The 16,669-nt window shown below is 45.3% G+C and carries 21 protein-coding genes; 20 read left to right on the top strand and 1 reads right to left on the bottom strand.

The features are described from left to right. The first annotated feature begins 18 nt into the window (after nucleotides 1-18). The 18 genes from mtrB (at nucleotide 19) to QMA04_RS12230 (ending at nucleotide 14,517) form a co-directional block, all read left to right on the top strand. Nucleotides 19-240, top strand: a complete 222-nt coding sequence (gene mtrB / locus QMA04_RS12315) for a trp RNA-binding attenuation protein MtrB (protein WP_142826459.1) — start codon at nucleotides 19-21, stop codon at nucleotides 238-240. A 77-nt stretch (nucleotides 241-317) separates the two neighbouring features. Further along, nucleotides 318-1,094 (top strand): heptaprenyl diphosphate synthase component 1, encoded by a 777-nt coding sequence (locus QMA04_RS12310; protein ID WP_191714233.1) that lies wholly within the window; start codon nucleotides 318-320, stop codon nucleotides 1,092-1,094. Between the two features lie 5 nt (nucleotides 1,095-1,099). Further along, nucleotides 1,100-1,798, top strand: a complete 699-nt coding sequence (locus QMA04_RS12305) for a demethylmenaquinone methyltransferase (protein WP_191714234.1) — start codon at nucleotides 1,100-1,102, stop codon at nucleotides 1,796-1,798. A 21-nt stretch (nucleotides 1,799-1,819) separates the two neighbouring features. Then, the gene (hepT, locus tag QMA04_RS12300) at nucleotides 1,820-2,794 is read left to right on the top strand and encodes a heptaprenyl diphosphate synthase component II (protein ID WP_191714235.1); all 975 of its coding nucleotides are present in this window, start codon (nucleotides 1,820-1,822) and stop codon (nucleotides 2,792-2,794) included. An 85-nt stretch (nucleotides 2,795-2,879) separates the two neighbouring features. Further along, nucleotides 2,880-3,326, top strand: coding sequence for a nucleoside-diphosphate kinase (gene ndk, locus QMA04_RS12295; RefSeq protein WP_191714236.1), 447 nt, complete (start codon nucleotides 2,880-2,882; stop codon nucleotides 3,324-3,326). A gap of 226 nt (nucleotides 3,327-3,552) precedes the next feature. Beyond that, a complete protein-coding gene (gene aroC / locus QMA04_RS12290) occupies nucleotides 3,553-4,725 on the top strand; it encodes a chorismate synthase (RefSeq protein ID WP_191714237.1) in 1,173 nt (390 codons plus the stop codon). 2 nt (nucleotides 4,726-4,727) lie between these two features. Next, entirely contained in the window at nucleotides 4,728-5,801 is a 1,074-nt protein-coding gene (gene aroB / locus QMA04_RS12285; protein WP_290186068.1) for a 3-dehydroquinate synthase, read from the top strand. Continuing rightward, nucleotides 5,801-6,184 carry a chorismate mutase gene (gene aroH / locus QMA04_RS12280; protein ID WP_203339490.1) on the top strand — a complete coding sequence of 128 codons (384 nt, stop codon included), beginning with the start codon at nucleotides 5,801-5,803 and terminating at the stop codon, nucleotides 6,182-6,184. The genes aroB and aroH overlap by 1 nt, the downstream gene beginning before the upstream one ends. Then, a complete protein-coding gene (locus QMA04_RS12275) occupies nucleotides 6,181-7,269 on the top strand; it encodes a prephenate dehydrogenase (RefSeq protein WP_191714240.1) in 1,089 nt (362 codons plus the stop codon). Before aroH ends, QMA04_RS12275 begins: the two co-directional genes overlap by 4 nt. A gap of 16 nt (nucleotides 7,270-7,285) precedes the next feature. Then, nucleotides 7,286-8,569, top strand: a complete 1,284-nt coding sequence (aroA, locus tag QMA04_RS12270; RefSeq protein WP_290186065.1) for a 3-phosphoshikimate 1-carboxyvinyltransferase — start codon at nucleotides 7,286-7,288, stop codon at nucleotides 8,567-8,569. An 86-nt stretch (nucleotides 8,570-8,655) separates the two neighbouring features. Continuing rightward, nucleotides 8,656-9,909 carry a tetratricopeptide repeat protein gene (locus QMA04_RS12265; protein WP_203339493.1) on the top strand — a complete coding sequence of 418 codons (1,254 nt, stop codon included), beginning with the start codon at nucleotides 8,656-8,658 and terminating at the stop codon, nucleotides 9,907-9,909. A 14-nt stretch (nucleotides 9,910-9,923) separates the two neighbouring features. Beyond that, complete coding sequence (locus tag QMA04_RS12260) at nucleotides 9,924-10,484, top strand: ReoY family proteolytic degradation factor (protein ID WP_191714243.1); 561 nt, start codon at nucleotides 9,924-9,926, stop codon at nucleotides 10,482-10,484. A gap of 9 nt (nucleotides 10,485-10,493) precedes the next feature. Further along, the gene (locus QMA04_RS12255; protein ID WP_290186062.1) at nucleotides 10,494-10,946 is read left to right on the top strand and encodes a DUF2487 family protein; all 453 of its coding nucleotides are present in this window, start codon (nucleotides 10,494-10,496) and stop codon (nucleotides 10,944-10,946) included. Nucleotides 10,947-11,086: 140 nt separating this feature from the next. Continuing rightward, nucleotides 11,087-11,590: a QcrA and Rieske domain-containing protein gene (locus QMA04_RS12250; protein WP_191714245.1), complete on the top strand. Its 504-nt coding sequence runs from the start codon at nucleotides 11,087-11,089 to the stop codon at nucleotides 11,588-11,590. Nucleotides 11,591-11,611: 21 nt separating this feature from the next. After that, complete coding sequence (qcrB, locus tag QMA04_RS12245) at nucleotides 11,612-12,286, top strand: menaquinol-cytochrome c reductase cytochrome b subunit (protein WP_191714246.1); 675 nt, start codon at nucleotides 11,612-11,614, stop codon at nucleotides 12,284-12,286. A 39-nt stretch (nucleotides 12,287-12,325) separates the two neighbouring features. Continuing rightward, nucleotides 12,326-13,108 (top strand): menaquinol-cytochrome c reductase cytochrome b/c subunit, encoded by a 783-nt coding sequence (locus tag QMA04_RS12240; protein ID WP_191714247.1) that lies wholly within the window; start codon nucleotides 12,326-12,328, stop codon nucleotides 13,106-13,108. A gap of 62 nt (nucleotides 13,109-13,170) precedes the next feature. Next, nucleotides 13,171-13,782 (top strand): lipoprotein heptaprenylglyceryl N-acetyltransferase LhaT, encoded by a 612-nt coding sequence (gene lhaT, locus QMA04_RS12235; protein ID WP_203339494.1) that lies wholly within the window; start codon nucleotides 13,171-13,173, stop codon nucleotides 13,780-13,782. Nucleotides 13,783-13,836: 54 nt separating this feature from the next. Further along, complete coding sequence (locus tag QMA04_RS12230; protein ID WP_290186059.1) at nucleotides 13,837-14,517, top strand: zinc metallopeptidase; 681 nt, start codon at nucleotides 13,837-13,839, stop codon at nucleotides 14,515-14,517. A gap of 42 nt (nucleotides 14,518-14,559) precedes the next feature. On the opposite strand, the gene QMA04_RS12225 is transcribed toward QMA04_RS12230, so the two are convergent. After that, nucleotides 14,560-15,411 carry a YitT family protein gene (locus QMA04_RS12225; protein WP_290186145.1) on the bottom strand — a complete coding sequence of 284 codons (852 nt, stop codon included), beginning with the start codon at nucleotides 15,409-15,411 and terminating at the stop codon, nucleotides 14,560-14,562. A 122-nt stretch (nucleotides 15,412-15,533) separates the two neighbouring features. Here QMA04_RS12225 and QMA04_RS12220 point away from each other — a divergent pair, with 122 nt between their 5' ends. Together QMA04_RS12220 and dapB are read left to right on the top strand one after the other, a co-directional pair. Next, nucleotides 15,534-15,872: a nucleotide pyrophosphohydrolase gene (locus QMA04_RS12220; protein ID WP_191714250.1), complete on the top strand. Its 339-nt coding sequence runs from the start codon at nucleotides 15,534-15,536 to the stop codon at nucleotides 15,870-15,872. Then, entirely contained in the window at nucleotides 15,869-16,669 is an 801-nt protein-coding gene (gene dapB / locus QMA04_RS12215) for a 4-hydroxy-tetrahydrodipicolinate reductase (RefSeq protein WP_191714251.1), read from the top strand. The genes QMA04_RS12220 and dapB overlap by 4 nt, the downstream gene beginning before the upstream one ends.

Raw genomic sequence — 16,669 nt, 5'->3', positions numbered from 1 at the left:
GGAAAAGCAGGTGCAGACATGGCTCAAACGGAATACATTGTAATTCGCGCCCAAGAAGATGGCGTGAACGTAATCGGACTGACACGCGGTAATGACACAAAATTTCACCATACTGAAAAATTGGATAAAGGCGAAGTGATGATTGCTCAATTTACGGAGCATACTTCAGCTATGAAAATCCGCGGCAAAGCGGAAATTCATTCTGCCCATGGTATCGTTGAAAGTGACGCTAAAAAATAAACGATATTGGATGAAGGCAAGGCTTTGCCTGTGATATACTATTGTAGTATGGCTAAATCATGAATGGAGCAAGCAGTATGAATGGACACCAAATACAATCGAAAATTATTTCCATGGGGATTGAAGTCTTGGACGCTGTGCGCCAGCGGACACTCGATCAATATACAGAAGGTCCATCGGTAAAAGAATCGCGTTTGTTTTTTTTGCTACTGCCTTTTTTTGACGGAAAAGAGTGGTCGCCTGAAATTGAAGCCTCAGCAAAGACAGTTTCCATCGTTTATGCCGCTTTGCATGCCCATGATCAAGTAAGGGAAGATGCTCCAATTATCAAAGAGCAGCAGCTAACGGTGTTGGCTGGAGATTTATACAGCGGCATTTATTACCAGATGCTGGTCAATACGAAAAATATTGCGATGGTCCAGCGATTGGCTTCAGCTATCATCCAAGTGAGCGAAAAGAAAACATCCTTTTTTGAAGGAGTTGTTCGTCCGCTGGAGGAAGTGGAAGATGCCATCAGCATTATTGAAACAGAACTTTTAATGTCATTTTATCGATTTTATGGTTTTACCGAATACGAAACGCTTGCTAAGCAAGCATTGCTTTATATCCGCTACGCTGATGAATTGCAGCGGCTGCAGTCTAAAAACTATTCGCATGCATTGCGCGAATTGAATACCAGTTTTGTTCACGAAATCTATACAGAGCATTGGCTGCTGGAAAAACTGGACAGTCTCCATGGGAAAATTTTGACGTCCATTGCTGACTGTTCGTTGGATTATGAACTGGAAAAATATTTGCTCCATCAAATAACCCCGCACCAGCATAGAGCTGAGCAGCTGACCCGAGAAGGATGACTGATATGCCTAAAACGAAAGAACAAAGAGTCCACGAAGTATTTGAAAAAATATCCGAGAACTATGACCAAATGAATTCGGTCATCAGCTTTCAACAACACAACAAATGGCGTGAAGATACCATGTACAAAATGCAGGTTCCTAAAGGTGCCGCTGCCATTGACGTATGTTGCGGAACGGCTGATTGGACTATTGCACTTGGTAAAGCAGTCGGTGAAACAGGACAAGTGGTAGGGCTGGATTTCAGCCAGAATATGCTGAATGTCGGACATGAGAAGACCAAGGATATGCCTCAGATCAAGTTGATCCAAGGAAATGCGATGTCTTTGCCATATCCTGATAATTCATTTGATTTTGCGACAATCGGCTTTGGTTTGCGGAATGTTCCGGATTACCGACAAGTCCTTTCCGAAATGCATCGTGTGCTGAAACCGGGTGGGATGATTGCATGCCTAGAAACATCGCAACCGCAAAACATCGTGTTCAAACCGTTTTTCAGAATTTATTTCCGGTTCATCATGCCGGTTTTCGGTAAGCTTTTTGCTAAAAGTTACAAAGAGTATTCATGGTTGCAGGAATCGGCAAAAACATTCCCAGGCATGAAACAATTGGCGAAGTTGTTTACAGAAGTCGGGTTTGAAAAAGTGAAATACAAGCCTTACACCGGAGGCGCCGCAGCCCTCCACCTAGGTATAAAAAAGTAAATTAGCGGGAGAAGGATTTTAGTGGAAAAGATGAAGTTGAAATTGCTCTATTCCGACCTTGGACCGGAACTGGAAATGATCGAAAAGGAATTGGAACAGGCAGTGGATTCCGAGTCTCTCCTATTAAATGATGCATCTCTTCATTTATTGCAGGCCGGAGGGAAAAGAATCCGACCTGTTTTTGTTTTGCTTGCAGGAAAATTTGGCGATTACAATATAGACGTCATGAAACGCGTAGCTGTGCCGCTCGAGCTGATTCACATGGCTTCTTTGGTCCATGATGACGTTATAGACGAATCGGAGATCCGAAGAGGGCGCCCGACCGTCAAGGCACAGTGGAACAACAGTGTTGCGATGTATACAGGTGATTTCATACTGGCACGTGCATTGGAACGAATTACGGAAATTGAATCGCCTCGCATCCATGAGATTCTTTCTAAAACGCTCATTGAAGTTTGCCGGGGTGAGATTATTCAGATCAAGGATAAGTACAAGCTTGATCAAAACTTGCGGGATTATTTTCGGCGTATCAAACGGAAGACAGCCCTACTCATTTCATCAAGCTGTGAATTAGGGGCATTGGTGTCAGGTACGGATGAAAAGACCGCAGCGCATTTGCGCCGCTTTGGTTACTTTATTGGCATGTCGTTCCAGATTATCGATGACATCCTTGATTTCACTTCAACGGATGAAGAGTTGGGGAAACCGGCTGGCAGTGACTTTATACAAGGCAATATCACTTTGCCGATTTTATGCGCACGAAAAGATACGGAAATCTATGCCATGCTGAAAGCTAACCTCAATAAGGAGCTCAGCAATGAAGATCGGCTGATGATTGTCGATACGATTCGCAGCAGCTCTGCCATTGAAGAAGCGAAGGCCATGAGTGACCGTTATTTGGAGAAAGCCTTGCGGGAACTTTCCTTTTTGCCTAAAGGGAAAGCGGTGAAGACCATGCGCAAAATCGCGTATTTCATCGGCAAGCGCAATTTTTAAGTTGCTGGTTGACAAATGAGCCGACAATGATAGTATTTTTTAAGGTGGGCAAAAAGCCCGAGCTTTTAATAGAGGAGTGTTTACATTGGAAAAAACATTTTTAATGGTTAAACCAGATGGCGTTCAACGCAACGTAATCGGAGAAATCGTCGCACGTTTCGAGAAAAAAGGATATCATTTGGCTGGTGCTAAATTGATGCAGATCCCTACTGAATTGGCTGAAGAGCATTACGGCGAACACAAAGAACGCCCATTCTTCGGAGAATTGGTTGAATTCATCACTTCAGGTCCTGTATTCGCAATGGTTTGGGAAGGCGAAAACGTGATTTTGACTGCACGTCAGATGATGGGCGCTACAAACCCTAAAGATGCGGCTCCAGGAACAATCCGCGGAGACTTCGCAGTTACTGTCGGCAAAAACATGATTCACGGTTCAGATTCTGCTGAAAGCGCAGAACGTGAAATCGGCTTGTTCTTCAAAGAAGAAGAATTGGTTTCATACGAAAAAACAATCAACAGCTGGGTTAACTAATCCAACCTGTTAAAAGCAGCCTAGCTGCTTTTTTTATTTGATGATAGAGCCGGCCTGGTTTGGGTTGGCTCTATTTTTTTAATTGGTTGAAATGAACAATTCATGAAGGTAAAAATTCTCAATTGATTGAAGTTTCACTTTATCTGAATTTCATATAGAATTGAAGAAATGCCTTATGGTATAGTGATACATAAATACTTTAGCACGTTGAAGGGAGAAAGCGTAAATGCGTTATTTAACAGCAGGAGAATCACACGGTCCGCAATTGACTGCCATCATAGAGGGGTTGCCGGCGCAATTGCCTTTGACGGCGGAGATGGTCAATAAAGAATTGAAAAGACGCCAAGGCGGACATGGCCGCGGAAGACGGATGCAGATCGAGAAGGATACGGTGGAGATCGTTTCCGGCGTTCGACACGGCAAGACATTGGGCTCTCCTGTCGCTTTAGTCGTCAAAAATGACGATTGGAAACATTGGACTTCCATCATGGGGATTGAACCAATTGAAGATACAGAAGAAGTAAAGCGCCAAATCACGCGCCCACGTCCCGGCCACGCTGATTTGAACGGTGGCATGAAGTATGGCCACCGGGATCTCCGGAACGTCCTGGAGCGGTCGTCAGCGCGCGAAACGACTGTCCGTGTGGCAGTTGGTGCAGTAGCGAAGCAATTGCTTGCTGAACTGGGCATTAAAATCGTCTCGCACGTAACAGAAATTGGCGGAATTAAAGTGAATCCGGAAAGCTATCTTGGAAAGTCGGCAGATGAAATCCGTGACATCGTTGAAAATGATGCGGTGTATTGTGCGGATCCTTCCGTTACAAAACAGATGACGGATTTGATTGACCAAACCAAAAAGAACGGCGATTCCATCGGCGGGACAGTAGAAGTGATTGTAGAAGGTATGCCGGCCGGAATCGGCAGCTATGTGCATTACGACCGCAAGCTGGATGCAAAACTGGCCGCGGCCATCATGAGCATCAATGCTTTTAAAGGGGTGGAATTTGGCTTAGGCTTTGAAATGGCAAGAAAACCCGGCAGCGAAGTGCATGACGAAATCCTATGGGATGAAGAAAATGGCTATACGCGTAAAACCAATAACCTGGGTGGATTCGAAGGCGGTATGACGACCGGGATGCCGATTATCGTCAGAGGCGTCATGAAACCGATCCCGACTTTATACAAACCATTGAATAGTGTCGATATTGAAACAAAAGAACCGTTCCAGGCAAGCATTGAACGCTCGGACAGCTGTGCCGTTCCGGCAGCTTCCATCGTTGCTGAACACGTTGTAGCGTGGGAAGTGGCGAACGCTTTACTGGATCAATTTGATGCAGACCAAATGCCGCGCCTGATCGATAACTTGAAAAATTACATGAATTATACGAAGGAGTTTTAAGCATGAAGCAATTGCGGGTCGAAGCTGACCATCCTTATACAGTCCATATCGGAGCAGGAGCATTCGGGTTGTTTGCCGATGAATACCGCCCTTTGCTGGATGCAGCAGACCGCATTGTGGTCATAGCGGATGAACAGGTGGCGGAACTGCATTTGCAGTATCTATTGGATTTTTTGAAAGAGTGGGATGTCCGTGTGTTGACGGTGCCGTCCGGTGAAGCCGCAAAATCCATCGAAACCTTCATGGCTTGCCATAGTTTCCTCTTATCCGAAAATTGTTCGAGAAATTCATTGCTCTTGGCATTTGGAGGAGGCGCAACAGGCGACGTGGCCGGTTTTGTCGCTTCGACATTCATGCGGGGGATTCCATTCATCCAACTCCCCACCACCATTTTGGCCCATGACAGTGCGGTAGGCGGAAAAACTGCCATCAACCATGAACTCGGCAAAAACATGATCGGGACGTTCTACCAGCCGAAAGCTGTTTTATATGACAGCAAGCTGCTCGAAACCTTGCCTCCCGGTGAAGTGCGGTCCGGCATGGCTGAAGTGATCAAACATGCTTTTATCTCCAATGGAACATGGTTGGAGGAGCTTTTGGCTATCCGTGACTTCAAAGATATGGCTCAGGAAGAATTGAACCAACACCTGGAAAAAGGCATTGCTGTGAAAGCGGCTATTGTCGAAGAAGATGAATTTGAAGGCGGCGTCCGGAAATACCTCAACTTCGGCCATACGCTGGCACATGCTCTAGAAGGCCATTTGGGTTATGGCAATATCACCCACGGAGAAGCTGTGGTTCTGGGCATGTCCTATGTCTTGTTATTGTCCGAGCACGAAAAATTGGATGACTACATCCGATGGGCACATGAAAACGGCTATCCGCTTCATATAGTAAAGGACATCCGATTTGATGCGTTATTGCCTTACATGAAAAAAGACAAAAAGTCTTCACAGGGGATATTGAATTTTGTTCTCCTTAAACAGACGGGAATGCCGTTTGTGGAAAAAGTGGAGGAGCAGCGGGCAAGATCCGCCTATGAAAAATTAATCCTACAGATAGAAGAGGTGATTTGATGATACGTGGAGTAAGAGGAGCAATCACAGTTTCGGCAGACCAGCCGGAGGAAGTCCTGCAAGAAACCAGACGCCTGGTGCTGGAAATGGCGAGGGAAAACAAAATCGAACCTGACCACGTTGCTTCTGTGATCATTTCGACTACGACAGATATTTCATCTGCTTTTCCTGCTAAAGCTGTACGCACCATTGATGAGTGGAATTTTGTGCCGGTCATGTGCACACATGAAATGGATGTTCCAGGCAGCATGCCTTTATGCATCCGAGTCATGATGCATGTCAATACAGAGTTAAGCCAAAAGGAAATCCATCATGTTTATTTAAATGAAGCAACAAAATTGCGTCCGGATTTGACGGCTAAAAGCCAGGTGAGTTCCACGTGACAACACATATTTTGATCATCGGCCTGGGCTTGATTGGCGGATCGTTGGCTAAAGCACTGCAGCGCAACAGCGATGTCCATGTGGCAGGATACGATGCCGACGCTTTAACGGCTAGAAAAGCTTTTAAAATGGGCATTATACATAGTTCTCCGCCATCTCTTGAACAGGCTGCTTCTGAAGCGGACGTTATTGTTTTTGCTACGCCGGTCGGTGCCACAATCAAGTTGATGGAACAAAGCAAATACTGGGATTTGAAAAAAGACGTTATTTTGACGGATACTGGCAGCACGAAAATCCAAATCATGGAATCAGCTAAAAATCTGGATCATGTCTTTATTGGCGGCCATCCAATGGCGGGTTCACATAAAAGCGGTGTAGAAGCAGCCAAGGATGTCTTATTTGAAAATGCCTTCTACATCCTGACGCCCGGGGATAAAGCTGATGGCAAGAGCCTCCAGCTATTGAAAGGCCTATTGGTTGCCACAAAAGCAAAAATCGAAGTGCTGTCAGCAGAAGAACACGACCACATGACAGCCATTGTCAGCCACTTCCCCCATTTGATTGCTGCTTCTTTAGTGCATCAATTGGATCAGGAGGAAAAATTTCCTTTTGCACGGCAATTGGCTGCCGGTGGGTTCCGTGATACAACAAGGATTGCTTCATCGAATCCGGAAATGTGGCGCGATATCACCACACAAAACAACACCATGATCGTCCAGCAATTGAACAATTGGATGGAACAGATGGATCAACTAAAGGATATGCTCGTGAAAAATGATCCTGAACCGATTCAACAATTCTTTTCGCATGCCAAAACGGTTCGTGATGAATTGCCGATAGCGGGGCATGGTGCCATGTTTTCTGTATTTGATTTGTATATTGATATCCCCGATGTTCCGGGAAGCATTTCAGAATTGACGGGTTACCTGGCTGAAGAACAGATCAGCATCGTCAATCTGCGGATTTTGGAAACACGTGAAGACGTATTCGGTATTCTCGTCATCAGTTTCCAGACAGCGGAAGACCGTGCCCGTGCACAAAAATGCATTTCGGCACGGACAGTTTACGATTCGTATATTTCCTGAAAGGACGGATACGCCCATGGCATTATCGTTAGCATATAAAAAACCTTCCCTGACAGGCAGCATTCAAGTGCCCGGGGACAAATCCATCTCCCACCGCGCCATCATGTTCGGTTCTATGGCTTCGGGTACCACCACAGTGAAAGGCTTCCTGATGGGAGATGATTGTTTAAGCACCATTTCCTGCTTTCAAAAGCTGGGAGTGAAAATTGACATTTCGGATGAAGTCGTGACAATCCAGAGTGAAGGCGAAGATTCGTGGAAAGAGCCTTCTGAAGTGCTGGATACCGGGAACTCTGGAACTACGACGCGCTTGATGCTTGGGCTGTTGGCGGGAACTTCATTTCATTCTGTGCTTGCCGGTGATGAGTCGATCGCCAAACGCCCGATGAAGCGCATTATTAATCCACTGCGTGAAATGGGTGCAGACATTCGCGGTCGTATGGATGGCCAGTATACGCCTCTAGCGGTACAAGGAACGGCTCTTAAAGCGATTGACTACACGTTGCTAGTTGCCAGTGCGCAAGTGAAATCCGCTATCTTGCTGGCTGCATTGAAGGCAGAAGGAAAAACGGTCATTCACGAGCCGATCGCTTCACGTGATCACACTGAAATTATGCTGGAACATTTCGGAGCGACGATTACACGTGAAAACCAGCTGATCAAGTTGGAAGGTGGCCAAAAATTGACGGCTGCCCATGTTCAAGTGCCTGGCGACATTTCGTCCGCTGCGTTCATGATCGGGGCTGCCTTGGTTACAGAAAACAGCAAAGTGACGTTGAAGAATGTCGGCATCAATCCGACACGTACCGGCATTCTGGATGTAATCGAAAAAATGGGCGCCTCTTTCGAGCTGGTGGAAAACGATACGGAGGGAGAACGTTCTGCGGACGTAACCGTCTATTCCAGCAAGTTAAAAGGTACAGAAATCGGTGGAGAGCTGATTCCTCGATTGATTGACGAGATTCCGCTGATTGCTCTGATTGCGACGCAGGCAGAAGGAACGACGGTCATTAAAGACGCAGAAGAACTCCGGGTTAAAGAAACCGACCGCATCGCTGCAGTCGTCAAGGAATTGTCAAAAATGGGAGCGGATATCGAAGCAACAGAAGATGGCATGATCATTCAAGGGCCGACTGCTCTAACTGGAGCGGAAATGACTTCCTACGGAGACCACCGCCTTGGCATGATGGCTGCAATCGGTGCTTTGGCTGCATCTGGAGAAGTCGTAATCGATGATCCGGAATGCATATCGATCTCTTACCCTAATTTCTTTGAACATTTGAATTTACTGACAAAATGACTCTCCTGATGGAGAGTTTTTTTATTATGATAAAGCGGGTATTTCGTGTAGGATGAGAGTAAGAACGTGAAGGAAAAGGTGATAGGATGTCTAATATTGAAGAGATACAGAATGCCGTTAAGCAAGGAGATCCCAATCTCCTGAACACATTGCTGGATAAATATTTGCTGCAGGGAGATCCAGATGAGCAATATGGTTTGTCGGAATGGCTGGCAGAAATCGGTTTTGTGGAAGAAGCGATCAAAGTGTTGGAACATCTGCAGTACATTTTCCCGGAAGAAGCCCAGCTCATCATTGATCGTGCGAACCTTTTGATCGACGCTGACCGTGAAGACGATGCGTTGAATGCATTGATGGAAGTGCCGAAAGACGACGAGCTTTATGCTCAGGCGCTGGTGACACTGGCGGATTTGTTCCAGTTGCAGGGCTTGCTGGAAGCCGCTGAAAACCGTTTAAACGAAGCGATAGAGCTTATGCCGGACGAACCGCTCCTGCAACAGGCGAAAGCCGAGTTGCTGCTGGATTCGGGGCGATACCTGGAATCGGCAAAAATCTATCAGGAATTGGAAGGGCGCAATATTGAGATTGAAGGCGTCAACTTTTCCGAAAGGCTTGCTGAAGTATACAGTGCAGGAGCTGCTTATGAAGAAGCTTTGCCTCATTATGAAAAAGCCTTGGAAGACCAAACAACTCCGGATGTCCTGTTCGGGGCAGCATTTGCTGCCTTCCAGACACGCCAGTATGAAATGGCTGTCCGGCGTTTGGATGAATTGATCGATATCGATCCGGATTATTTTTCCGCTTACTTGCTGAAGGCGCAAAGCCTGAATATGTCAGAAGACTATGATGCTGCATACAAAGCAATAATTGAAGGCATAAGCCGTGATGAATTCGATAAGGAACTATACTTGTTCGCCGGCAAACTGGCGATGAAACTCGGCAAACCCGAAGAAGGAGTCAACCATCTGCGCCAGGCAATCGCATTGGATCCCGAATACATGGAAGCCATCTACACCTTGGTGTCTTACTTCCATGGCGAAGAGATGGATGAAGATGTTCTGGAACTTGCAGAAATGGTGATTGAAAGCGGCGATGACTGGGCTGGCCTTTACCCGATGATCGCGGAAGCTTACGAGCGCTCTGAAAATTACAAGCAGGCGACAGTTTATTACGAGAAAGCTTACCCGTCATTTAAAGACGATGCGGCTTTCCTTAAAAACTACGCTTTATTTCTCATAGAAGAAGGAAAAAGAGGGGCGGCCCTCGAAATGATTAAAGAGCTGCAGGCCCTGGAACCGGAAAATCCGGAATGGTTCGACTGGCAGCAATCGTTTGAATGAAAGGAGGAAATTTCATGACCGCTTCAGTATCGATAGGTGAAAAAAAGCAATTCGTCCGTTGGTTTCTGCAATCGTACAAAATGAAAAGACGCGAATGCATTTGGATTCTTAATTATATGTTGAGCAACGAAGAACTGCTTGAAAAAACCCATTTTGTTGAAGAAGCGCATTATTGTCCACGTGCAATGGTCATGTCCTCAACAGAATCAAAAGAAATCCCGTTCCGCTTCTACAAAGGGAACCTAATGACAGCAGATGCAGAAAAATCGTTCCACGATCTGCGTCTGAATCCAGATGATGATTTATACGTCCAGTTGAATTTCCCGAACATTCCTCCACCGTCCTTGTATTTATCGGTTTTGGAAGAAAATCCGTATATCCCTAAAAATGTCTCTGTCAGCGAGCAGGACCAATTAATCGCTGAAAAGATTCTGGAAGAGAGTATGCAGATTTTCCAGGAGGAAACGATTCATAAGCAAATTGATGAAGCACTGGATGCCAACGACCGCGAAAAGTTCTTTGAACTATCGGCTATGCTCCAGGCATTTAAAACCTTAAAAAAAGATGGAGTGTGAAATAGCTTTATGCATTTTTTCGGAAAAGAGATCGATCAATATTTGAACCAGCAGGATTATGTCGATACGGCTGTAATTCCGTTTCTTCCGTTGGACATGAGCGCTGCCGGAATGAAGTCGAGTGCCGGTGCTTCTGAATACCTGCAATCTTTGACTGCTTTATTGGAGAAACAATTCAAAGGGCGGATACTTTTGCTTCCGCCTATTTCTTATGCCAAAATAGCAAATCGCCAGCGGATAGCAGAAGAATTGACGGAAGAATTAAAGCAGACAAAGTTCAAACATGTGTTTTATTTGACCACTGATGCCGAATGGCGGACCATTGACAGTTTAAAAAATGTATTATGGCTGCCGGCGATTCCAATCGAAGATATGGACCAATCTTTTAAGAAATCCGTAATGGAAGACCAGTTGAGACAAGTATTGCCGCTATTTATGAAAGAATGGTCACATCATTCATGAAATGTTCACAATCTGCAGGAATAGGCTCTTTGCGATATTGACCTAAAGATTTGATTGATATATTATTAGGTTGTCCTAGTAATTATATTTGAATGAGTATGTCCATTGGACTGACCTTGAATGTTAGAGGGGGGAAAAGGATGAGTAACAATCGTGTATCACGACGTCAATTTTTAGGCTACACATTAACTGGTGTAGGTGGCTTTATGGCAGCAGGGATGTTGATGCCAATGGTTCGTTTTGCGGTAGACCCGATACTTCAGCAACATGAAGGCGGAGATTTCGTTTTAACTGATCAAGCTGTAGCTGATATTACGGAAGAGCCAGTACGTGTCGACTTTGCATTTGAACAAGTTGATGCATGGTATACATCTGAAGTAACGAATTCAGCTTGGGTGTATAAAGAAGGCGATAAGTTAATCGCGCTTTCACCTGTCTGCAAACATTTAGGTTGTACAGTGAACTGGGCGGGCGACACAGAAAACCCGACACAATTCTTCTGTCCATGCCACGCAGGCCGTTATGAGAAAAACGGACAGAACATCGCAGGAACACCGCCGCTTGGGCCACTGGATGAGTACGAAGTACGAGACCAGGATGGCTTTGTTGCAATCGGTGCAGTAAGAGACAACACATTAGTTTAATAGTTAGGGGGTACGACACCAGTGCTAAACAAGTTATATGATTGGGTTGATGAGCGATTAGACATTACGCCTATCTGGCGTGATATTGCTGACCATGAAGTACCTGAGCACGTAAACCCCGCACACCACTTCTCAGCATTTGTTTATTGTTTTGGGGGACTTACATTTTTCATTACAGTGATTCAGATCTTATCCGGTATGTTCTTAACGATGTATTATGTACCAGATATTGAAAATGCTTGGCAGTCGGTTTATTATCTTCAAAACGAAGTTGCTTTTGGAGAAATTGTGCGTGGTATGCACCACTGGGGAGCTTCACTTGTAGTTGTTATGATCTTCCTTCATACACTGCGGGTATTCTTTACAGGTTCTTATAAGAAACCTCGTGAATTGAACTGGGTCGTAGGGGTTATGCTATTCGGCGTTATCCTTGGATTGAGTTTCACAGGTTACTTGCTTCCATGGGATATGAAAGCTCTATTTGCAACAAAAGTTGGGATTGAAATTGCAGCATCTGTACCGGTTATCGGTGAATCAATCAAGATTCTATTGGCTGGGGATTCAACAATCCTTGGTGCACAGACTTTGACACGATTCTTCGCTATCCACGTCTTCTTCTTGCCTGCGGCTTTGCTTGGGTTGCTAGCTGCTCACTTTATCATGATCAGAAGACAGGGTATTTCAGGACCGCTATAATTTAGTCTGCAACAAGGATTTATTAAGGAGGGAACACTTATGCATCGCGGAAAAGGGATGAAATTTGTAGGGGATTCGCGTGTTCCGAGTATGGAATTCCGTAAGCCGAATGTTCCTAAAGATTACTCCGAATACCCTGGTAAAACAGAAGCTTTCTGGCCGAACTTCCTTTTGAAAGAATGGATGATTGGTGCAGTCTTCTTGATCGGTTATCTGCTTTTGACCGTCGCACATCCGTCGCCTCTTGAAGGCCAGGCAGATCCGACTGATACAGCTTATATTCCTTTGCCAGACTGGTATTTCTTGTTCTTATATCAATTACTGAAATACGAATTCGCTTCCGGCCCATACAATGTGGTTGGTGCCATCATCGTTCCAGGACTTGCTTTTGGAGCTTTGGCATTAGCACCATTCTTGGATCGCGGACCGGAAAGACGTCCTTCGAAACGTCCTTTGCCAACTGGCTTCATGCTTCTTGCCGTAGCTTCTATCATCTTCCTTACTTGGGAGTCGGTAGCAAACCACGACTGGGAAGCTGCAGCAGCGCAAGGTGAAATTACGGAGGAAGTAGAAATTGATACAGCGGACCCGGGATATGAAATTTATTCTGGAGCTGCATGTATCAGTTGCCATGGCGACAATTTAGAAGGCGCAGTCGGACCGACACTTATCGGAACTGGCTTGTCTCCTGAAGAAATCGCTGACATTGCTGTCAACGGTATTGAAAAAGACGGGGCTCAAGTAATGCCTCCTTCATGGGACGGAACAGATGAAGATCTGCAAGTCCTATCGGAATTCATTTCAGGCCTTGAAGCTGAATAATAAAAATAAAAAAAGAGCCGGGAAACCGGCTCTTTTTTTCTACCTTGAAAGGAAGAAAAACGATGCTTTCCTTCGCGATTAAGATTTCCACGTGGCTGATGTACCGACCTTTTCTAATTCTTCTGTTCCTCATCAATTTGGGCGGTACGATATATGGATACATATGGTACGGTTGGCAATTGAAGATTACAGAGCCGATCTTTTTGATTTTCGTTCCAGACAGTCCGACAGCCAGTCTCTTTTTTACGATTGTGTTGGGACTCTGGATTATTGGAAAACGGAGCCGTTTGTTTGAGGCTTTGGCTTTTGTGACCTTAATTAAATATGGTCTGTGGGCAGTCGTCATGAACTTGCTGACGCTGTGGGAAACAGGGTCCATCGGTTGGATGGGCTGGATGCTTATCGCATCCCATTTTGCAATGGCGCTTCAGGCAGTGCTGTATATTGAGCATTTCCGCTTTGGCTGGCTGGCAGTGGCCTTGACCGCCGTTTGGACTTTGCATAACGATGTCATCGATTATGTCTTTGGACAGATGCCGATCTACAGCACTTTAAGTGAATACAGCAGCCAAATCGGCTACTTTACTTTCTGGTTATCGATTGCTTGTGTCAGTTTTGCCTTATATGTTGCTCATCTGAATCGATCTCAATCCATATCAGTTGACCAATATTGACTATCACAAGTAAAATAAAGGTATCAAGCAGAAAGAAAGAGGTGCGATTTACACATGGGTATGAGCTATATCTTCTATTTTATCCTTTTGCTGATCATTCCAATTTGGGCACAATTTAAATTAAAAAGAACGTATGGAAAATATTCGAAAGTTCGGTCGACATCCGGCCATACAGGTGCACAGGTAGCACGTACCATCCTCGATGCCAATGGACTTCAGAACATCAAAGTCGTTGAAAGCCGTGGGATGTTGAGTGACCATTACAATCCATTAACGAAAACAGTGGCACTCAGCAGCCATAACTACCATGAAGCTTCTGTTGCGGGAACCGCAGTAGCCGCTCACGAAGTAGGGCACGCGATTCAAGATGCAGAGGATTATTCCTTCTTGCGCCTTCGCCATCGCATGGTGCCGATCGTTAATATTTCATCGAATATGTCATGGGTTTTCATTATGATCGGTTTCTTCTCCGCTTGGAGTGGCGCATTGTTGATCGGGATCATCCTGCTCGCTGCTGGTGTGGTATTCCAATTGGTGACATTACCGGTCGAGTTTAATGCCTCTAGCCGGGCAATGGACCAATTGCTGTCGAATAACATTATCCGAAACGAAGAGGAACGCCATGCAAAAAAAGTATTGAGCGCAGCCGCGATGACCTATGTTGCAGCTACTGCAGTGGCAGTTCTTGAATTGGCTCGATTGATTTTGATCTATACAAGCATGAATCGTTCGTAAAAAAAAAACGGCCCTTTTACAGGGCCGTTTTTTCTATGCTTCTTAACCGATCGGCTGTTTTTCCTCATCAAGCGTAAACCCTTCGCCCATGACATCGTGGACTTCCATTAAGGAAACAAAGGCGTGGGGGTCGACGGAGTTGATGATATTCTTTAAACGGACAATTTCATTCCTCGCGACGACGCAATACAATACTTCGCGTTCTTCTTTTGTGAAATGGCCATAGCCACGCAGAATGGTAATTCCGCGGTCCATCTCAACAGCAATGCGGCTGGCGATTTCTTCCTGAGAATTTGAAATGATTAAAGCGCCTCTGCCGGCGTATGCACCTTCCTGCACGAAATCAATGACACGTGCCCCGACAAAAACTGCGACCAGCGTATACATCATAGAGCGATGATCCAGGAACGTCAGCCAGGAAAGCATAATGACGCAGGCATCGAACAGGAACATCGTTTTCCCCATGCTCCAGCCGATGTATTTCTGCGCCAAACGCGCCAAAATGTCGACGCCTCCTGTAGTGCCGCCAAAACGGAAAATGATTCCGAGCCCCACTCCGACGAAGACCCCAGCGAACAAAGCCGCAAGGAATAAATCATCCTGCAAGTTGATCTGGATTTCGTAGATCAGAAAAATCTTCAGAAACACCGAAACAGCTACTGTGCCGATAATCGTGTAAAGAAAAACTTTTCTTCCGAGAAGCTTCCAGCCAATAAAAAACAAAGGAATGTTCAATAGCAAGTTCATCAATGCCGGGTCCCAATGGAAAATAAAGTACAAAATCAATGTAATACCGGCAAATCCGCCCTCGCCCAATTCATTTTGAATATTGAAGTGGACAAATCCGAAGCTGTAGATGGCAGCTCCGAGCAGGATGAAAAAGATATTTTTCATTTTCAATTCTTTCAATTTACTCAAACCCCTTTCGTGAATATCAACTTCTGTATTATCGTTTAATTAATGTATTTTGACAACATCATCAGTTTTCTTTACGATTGACTGAGGAGTGTGATGATATGAGCGGAGATAAAACGATGAAACAGCTTCAGCTGGACGTGGACCGATACATAGGACAGTACAAAGAAGGCTATTTTCAGCCGATGGAAATGATGGCTCGCATGACCGAAGAACTGGGCGAACTGTCCAGAGAAGTGATGCACCAATATGGTCCGAAGAAAAAGAAAAGCTCGGAAGCTGAAAACAGTATTGAGGAAGAGATGGGCGATGTCCTGTTCGTCTTGATTTGTATGGCGAATTCAATGGATATCGATTTGGCGCATGCTCATGACCGGGTGATGGAGAAGTTTGCGAGCAGAGACAAAGACCGCTGGACAAGAAAGGATGGAGACAAATGACGATTCGCGTGTCAATTGCAGGAGCAAGAGGGAAAATGGGCAAAGAGGCTGTACATACAGTCATGAACAATCCGGATATGGAATTGGTTTCTGTTCTGGATTACAAAGAAGTTGGGAATACATTGGCAGATACGAACTTGTTTCCTTCTTCATATACCGCACCGGTCTTTACGGATTTGCAGGAACTGCACTCGAAAACCAAACCGGATGTATTGGTTGACTTAACGACGCCTGAATTTGTTTACGAGCATACGAAACAGGCTTTGGAATTGAAAATCCGTCCGGTGGTCGGTACAACCGGTTTTTCGGATGAACAGCTTGAAGAGTTGACTACACTTTCAAAAGAATCGAAAATTGGCTGCATCATTGCACCGAACTTTGCAGTAGGAGCAGTTCTTATGATGAAGTTCGCTGAACAGGCGGCCAAATATTTGCCCGATATCGAAATCATCGAAATGCATCATGACCAAAAATTGGATGCCCCTTCCGGAACCGCAATGAAGACGGCCCATTTGATTTCACAAGAACGCCCAATCCATGAACAGGGGCATGCCCGTGAGAAAGAAACGCTTCCAGGGGCACGCGGAGCCAATTACGACGGCATGCGCATCCACAGTGTGCGTTTGCCGGGTCTTGTTGCGCATCAGCAGGTGCTGCTTGGAGGAGACGGCCAATTATTGACGCTTCGCCACGACTCGTTTAACCGCGGCTCATTTATGTCAGGCGTGGTTTTGTCCATCAACACTGTTATGGAAAAAGAAGAGTTGATCTATGGTTTGGAACACATAATCGTTTAA

The sequence above is a fragment of the Planococcus sp. APC 3900 genome, from assembly GCF_030407735.1.
GTDB lineage: Bacteria > Bacillota > Bacilli > Bacillales_A > Planococcaceae > Planococcus > Planococcus notacanthi.
This window is presented reverse-complemented; position numbering and strand designations above follow the sequence as displayed.

Bases quoted from the DNA above. Each gene is read 5' to 3' on its own strand.
- aroH (WP_203339490.1), top strand. From the start codon at position 5,801: ATGATACGTGGAGTAAGAGGAGCAATCACAGTTTCGGCAGACCAGCCG.
- QMA04_RS12265 (WP_203339493.1), top strand. From the start codon at position 8,656: ATGTCTAATATTGAAGAGATACAGAATGCCGTTAAGCAAGGAGATCCC.
- QMA04_RS12220 (WP_191714250.1), top strand. From the start codon at position 15,534: ATGAGCGGAGATAAAACGATGAAACAGCTTCAGCTGGACGTGGACCGA.
- aroC (WP_191714237.1), top strand. From the start codon at position 3,553: ATGCGTTATTTAACAGCAGGAGAATCACACGGTCCGCAATTGACTGCC.
- aroB (WP_290186068.1), top strand. From the start codon at position 4,728: ATGAAGCAATTGCGGGTCGAAGCTGACCATCCTTATACAGTCCATATC.
- QMA04_RS12305 (WP_191714234.1), top strand. From the start codon at position 1,100: ATGCCTAAAACGAAAGAACAAAGAGTCCACGAAGTATTTGAAAAAATA.
- QMA04_RS12225 (WP_290186145.1), bottom strand. From the start codon at position 15,411: ATGAAAAATATCTTTTTCATCCTGCTCGGAGCTGCCATCTACAGCTTC.
- mtrB (WP_142826459.1), top strand. From the start codon at position 19: ATGGCTCAAACGGAATACATTGTAATTCGCGCCCAAGAAGATGGCGTG.
- QMA04_RS12240 (WP_191714247.1), top strand. From the start codon at position 12,326: ATGCATCGCGGAAAAGGGATGAAATTTGTAGGGGATTCGCGTGTTCCG.
- QMA04_RS12310 (WP_191714233.1), top strand. From the start codon at position 318: ATGAATGGACACCAAATACAATCGAAAATTATTTCCATGGGGATTGAA.
- aroA (WP_290186065.1), top strand. From the start codon at position 7,286: ATGGCATTATCGTTAGCATATAAAAAACCTTCCCTGACAGGCAGCATT.
- dapB (WP_191714251.1), top strand. From the start codon at position 15,869: ATGACGATTCGCGTGTCAATTGCAGGAGCAAGAGGGAAAATGGGCAAA.
- QMA04_RS12250 (WP_191714245.1), top strand. From the start codon at position 11,087: ATGAGTAACAATCGTGTATCACGACGTCAATTTTTAGGCTACACATTA.
- QMA04_RS12260 (WP_191714243.1), top strand. From the start codon at position 9,924: ATGACCGCTTCAGTATCGATAGGTGAAAAAAAGCAATTCGTCCGTTGG.
- lhaT (WP_203339494.1), top strand. From the start codon at position 13,171: ATGCTTTCCTTCGCGATTAAGATTTCCACGTGGCTGATGTACCGACCT.
- QMA04_RS12255 (WP_290186062.1), top strand. From the start codon at position 10,494: ATGCATTTTTTCGGAAAAGAGATCGATCAATATTTGAACCAGCAGGAT.
- QMA04_RS12230 (WP_290186059.1), top strand. From the start codon at position 13,837: ATGGGTATGAGCTATATCTTCTATTTTATCCTTTTGCTGATCATTCCA.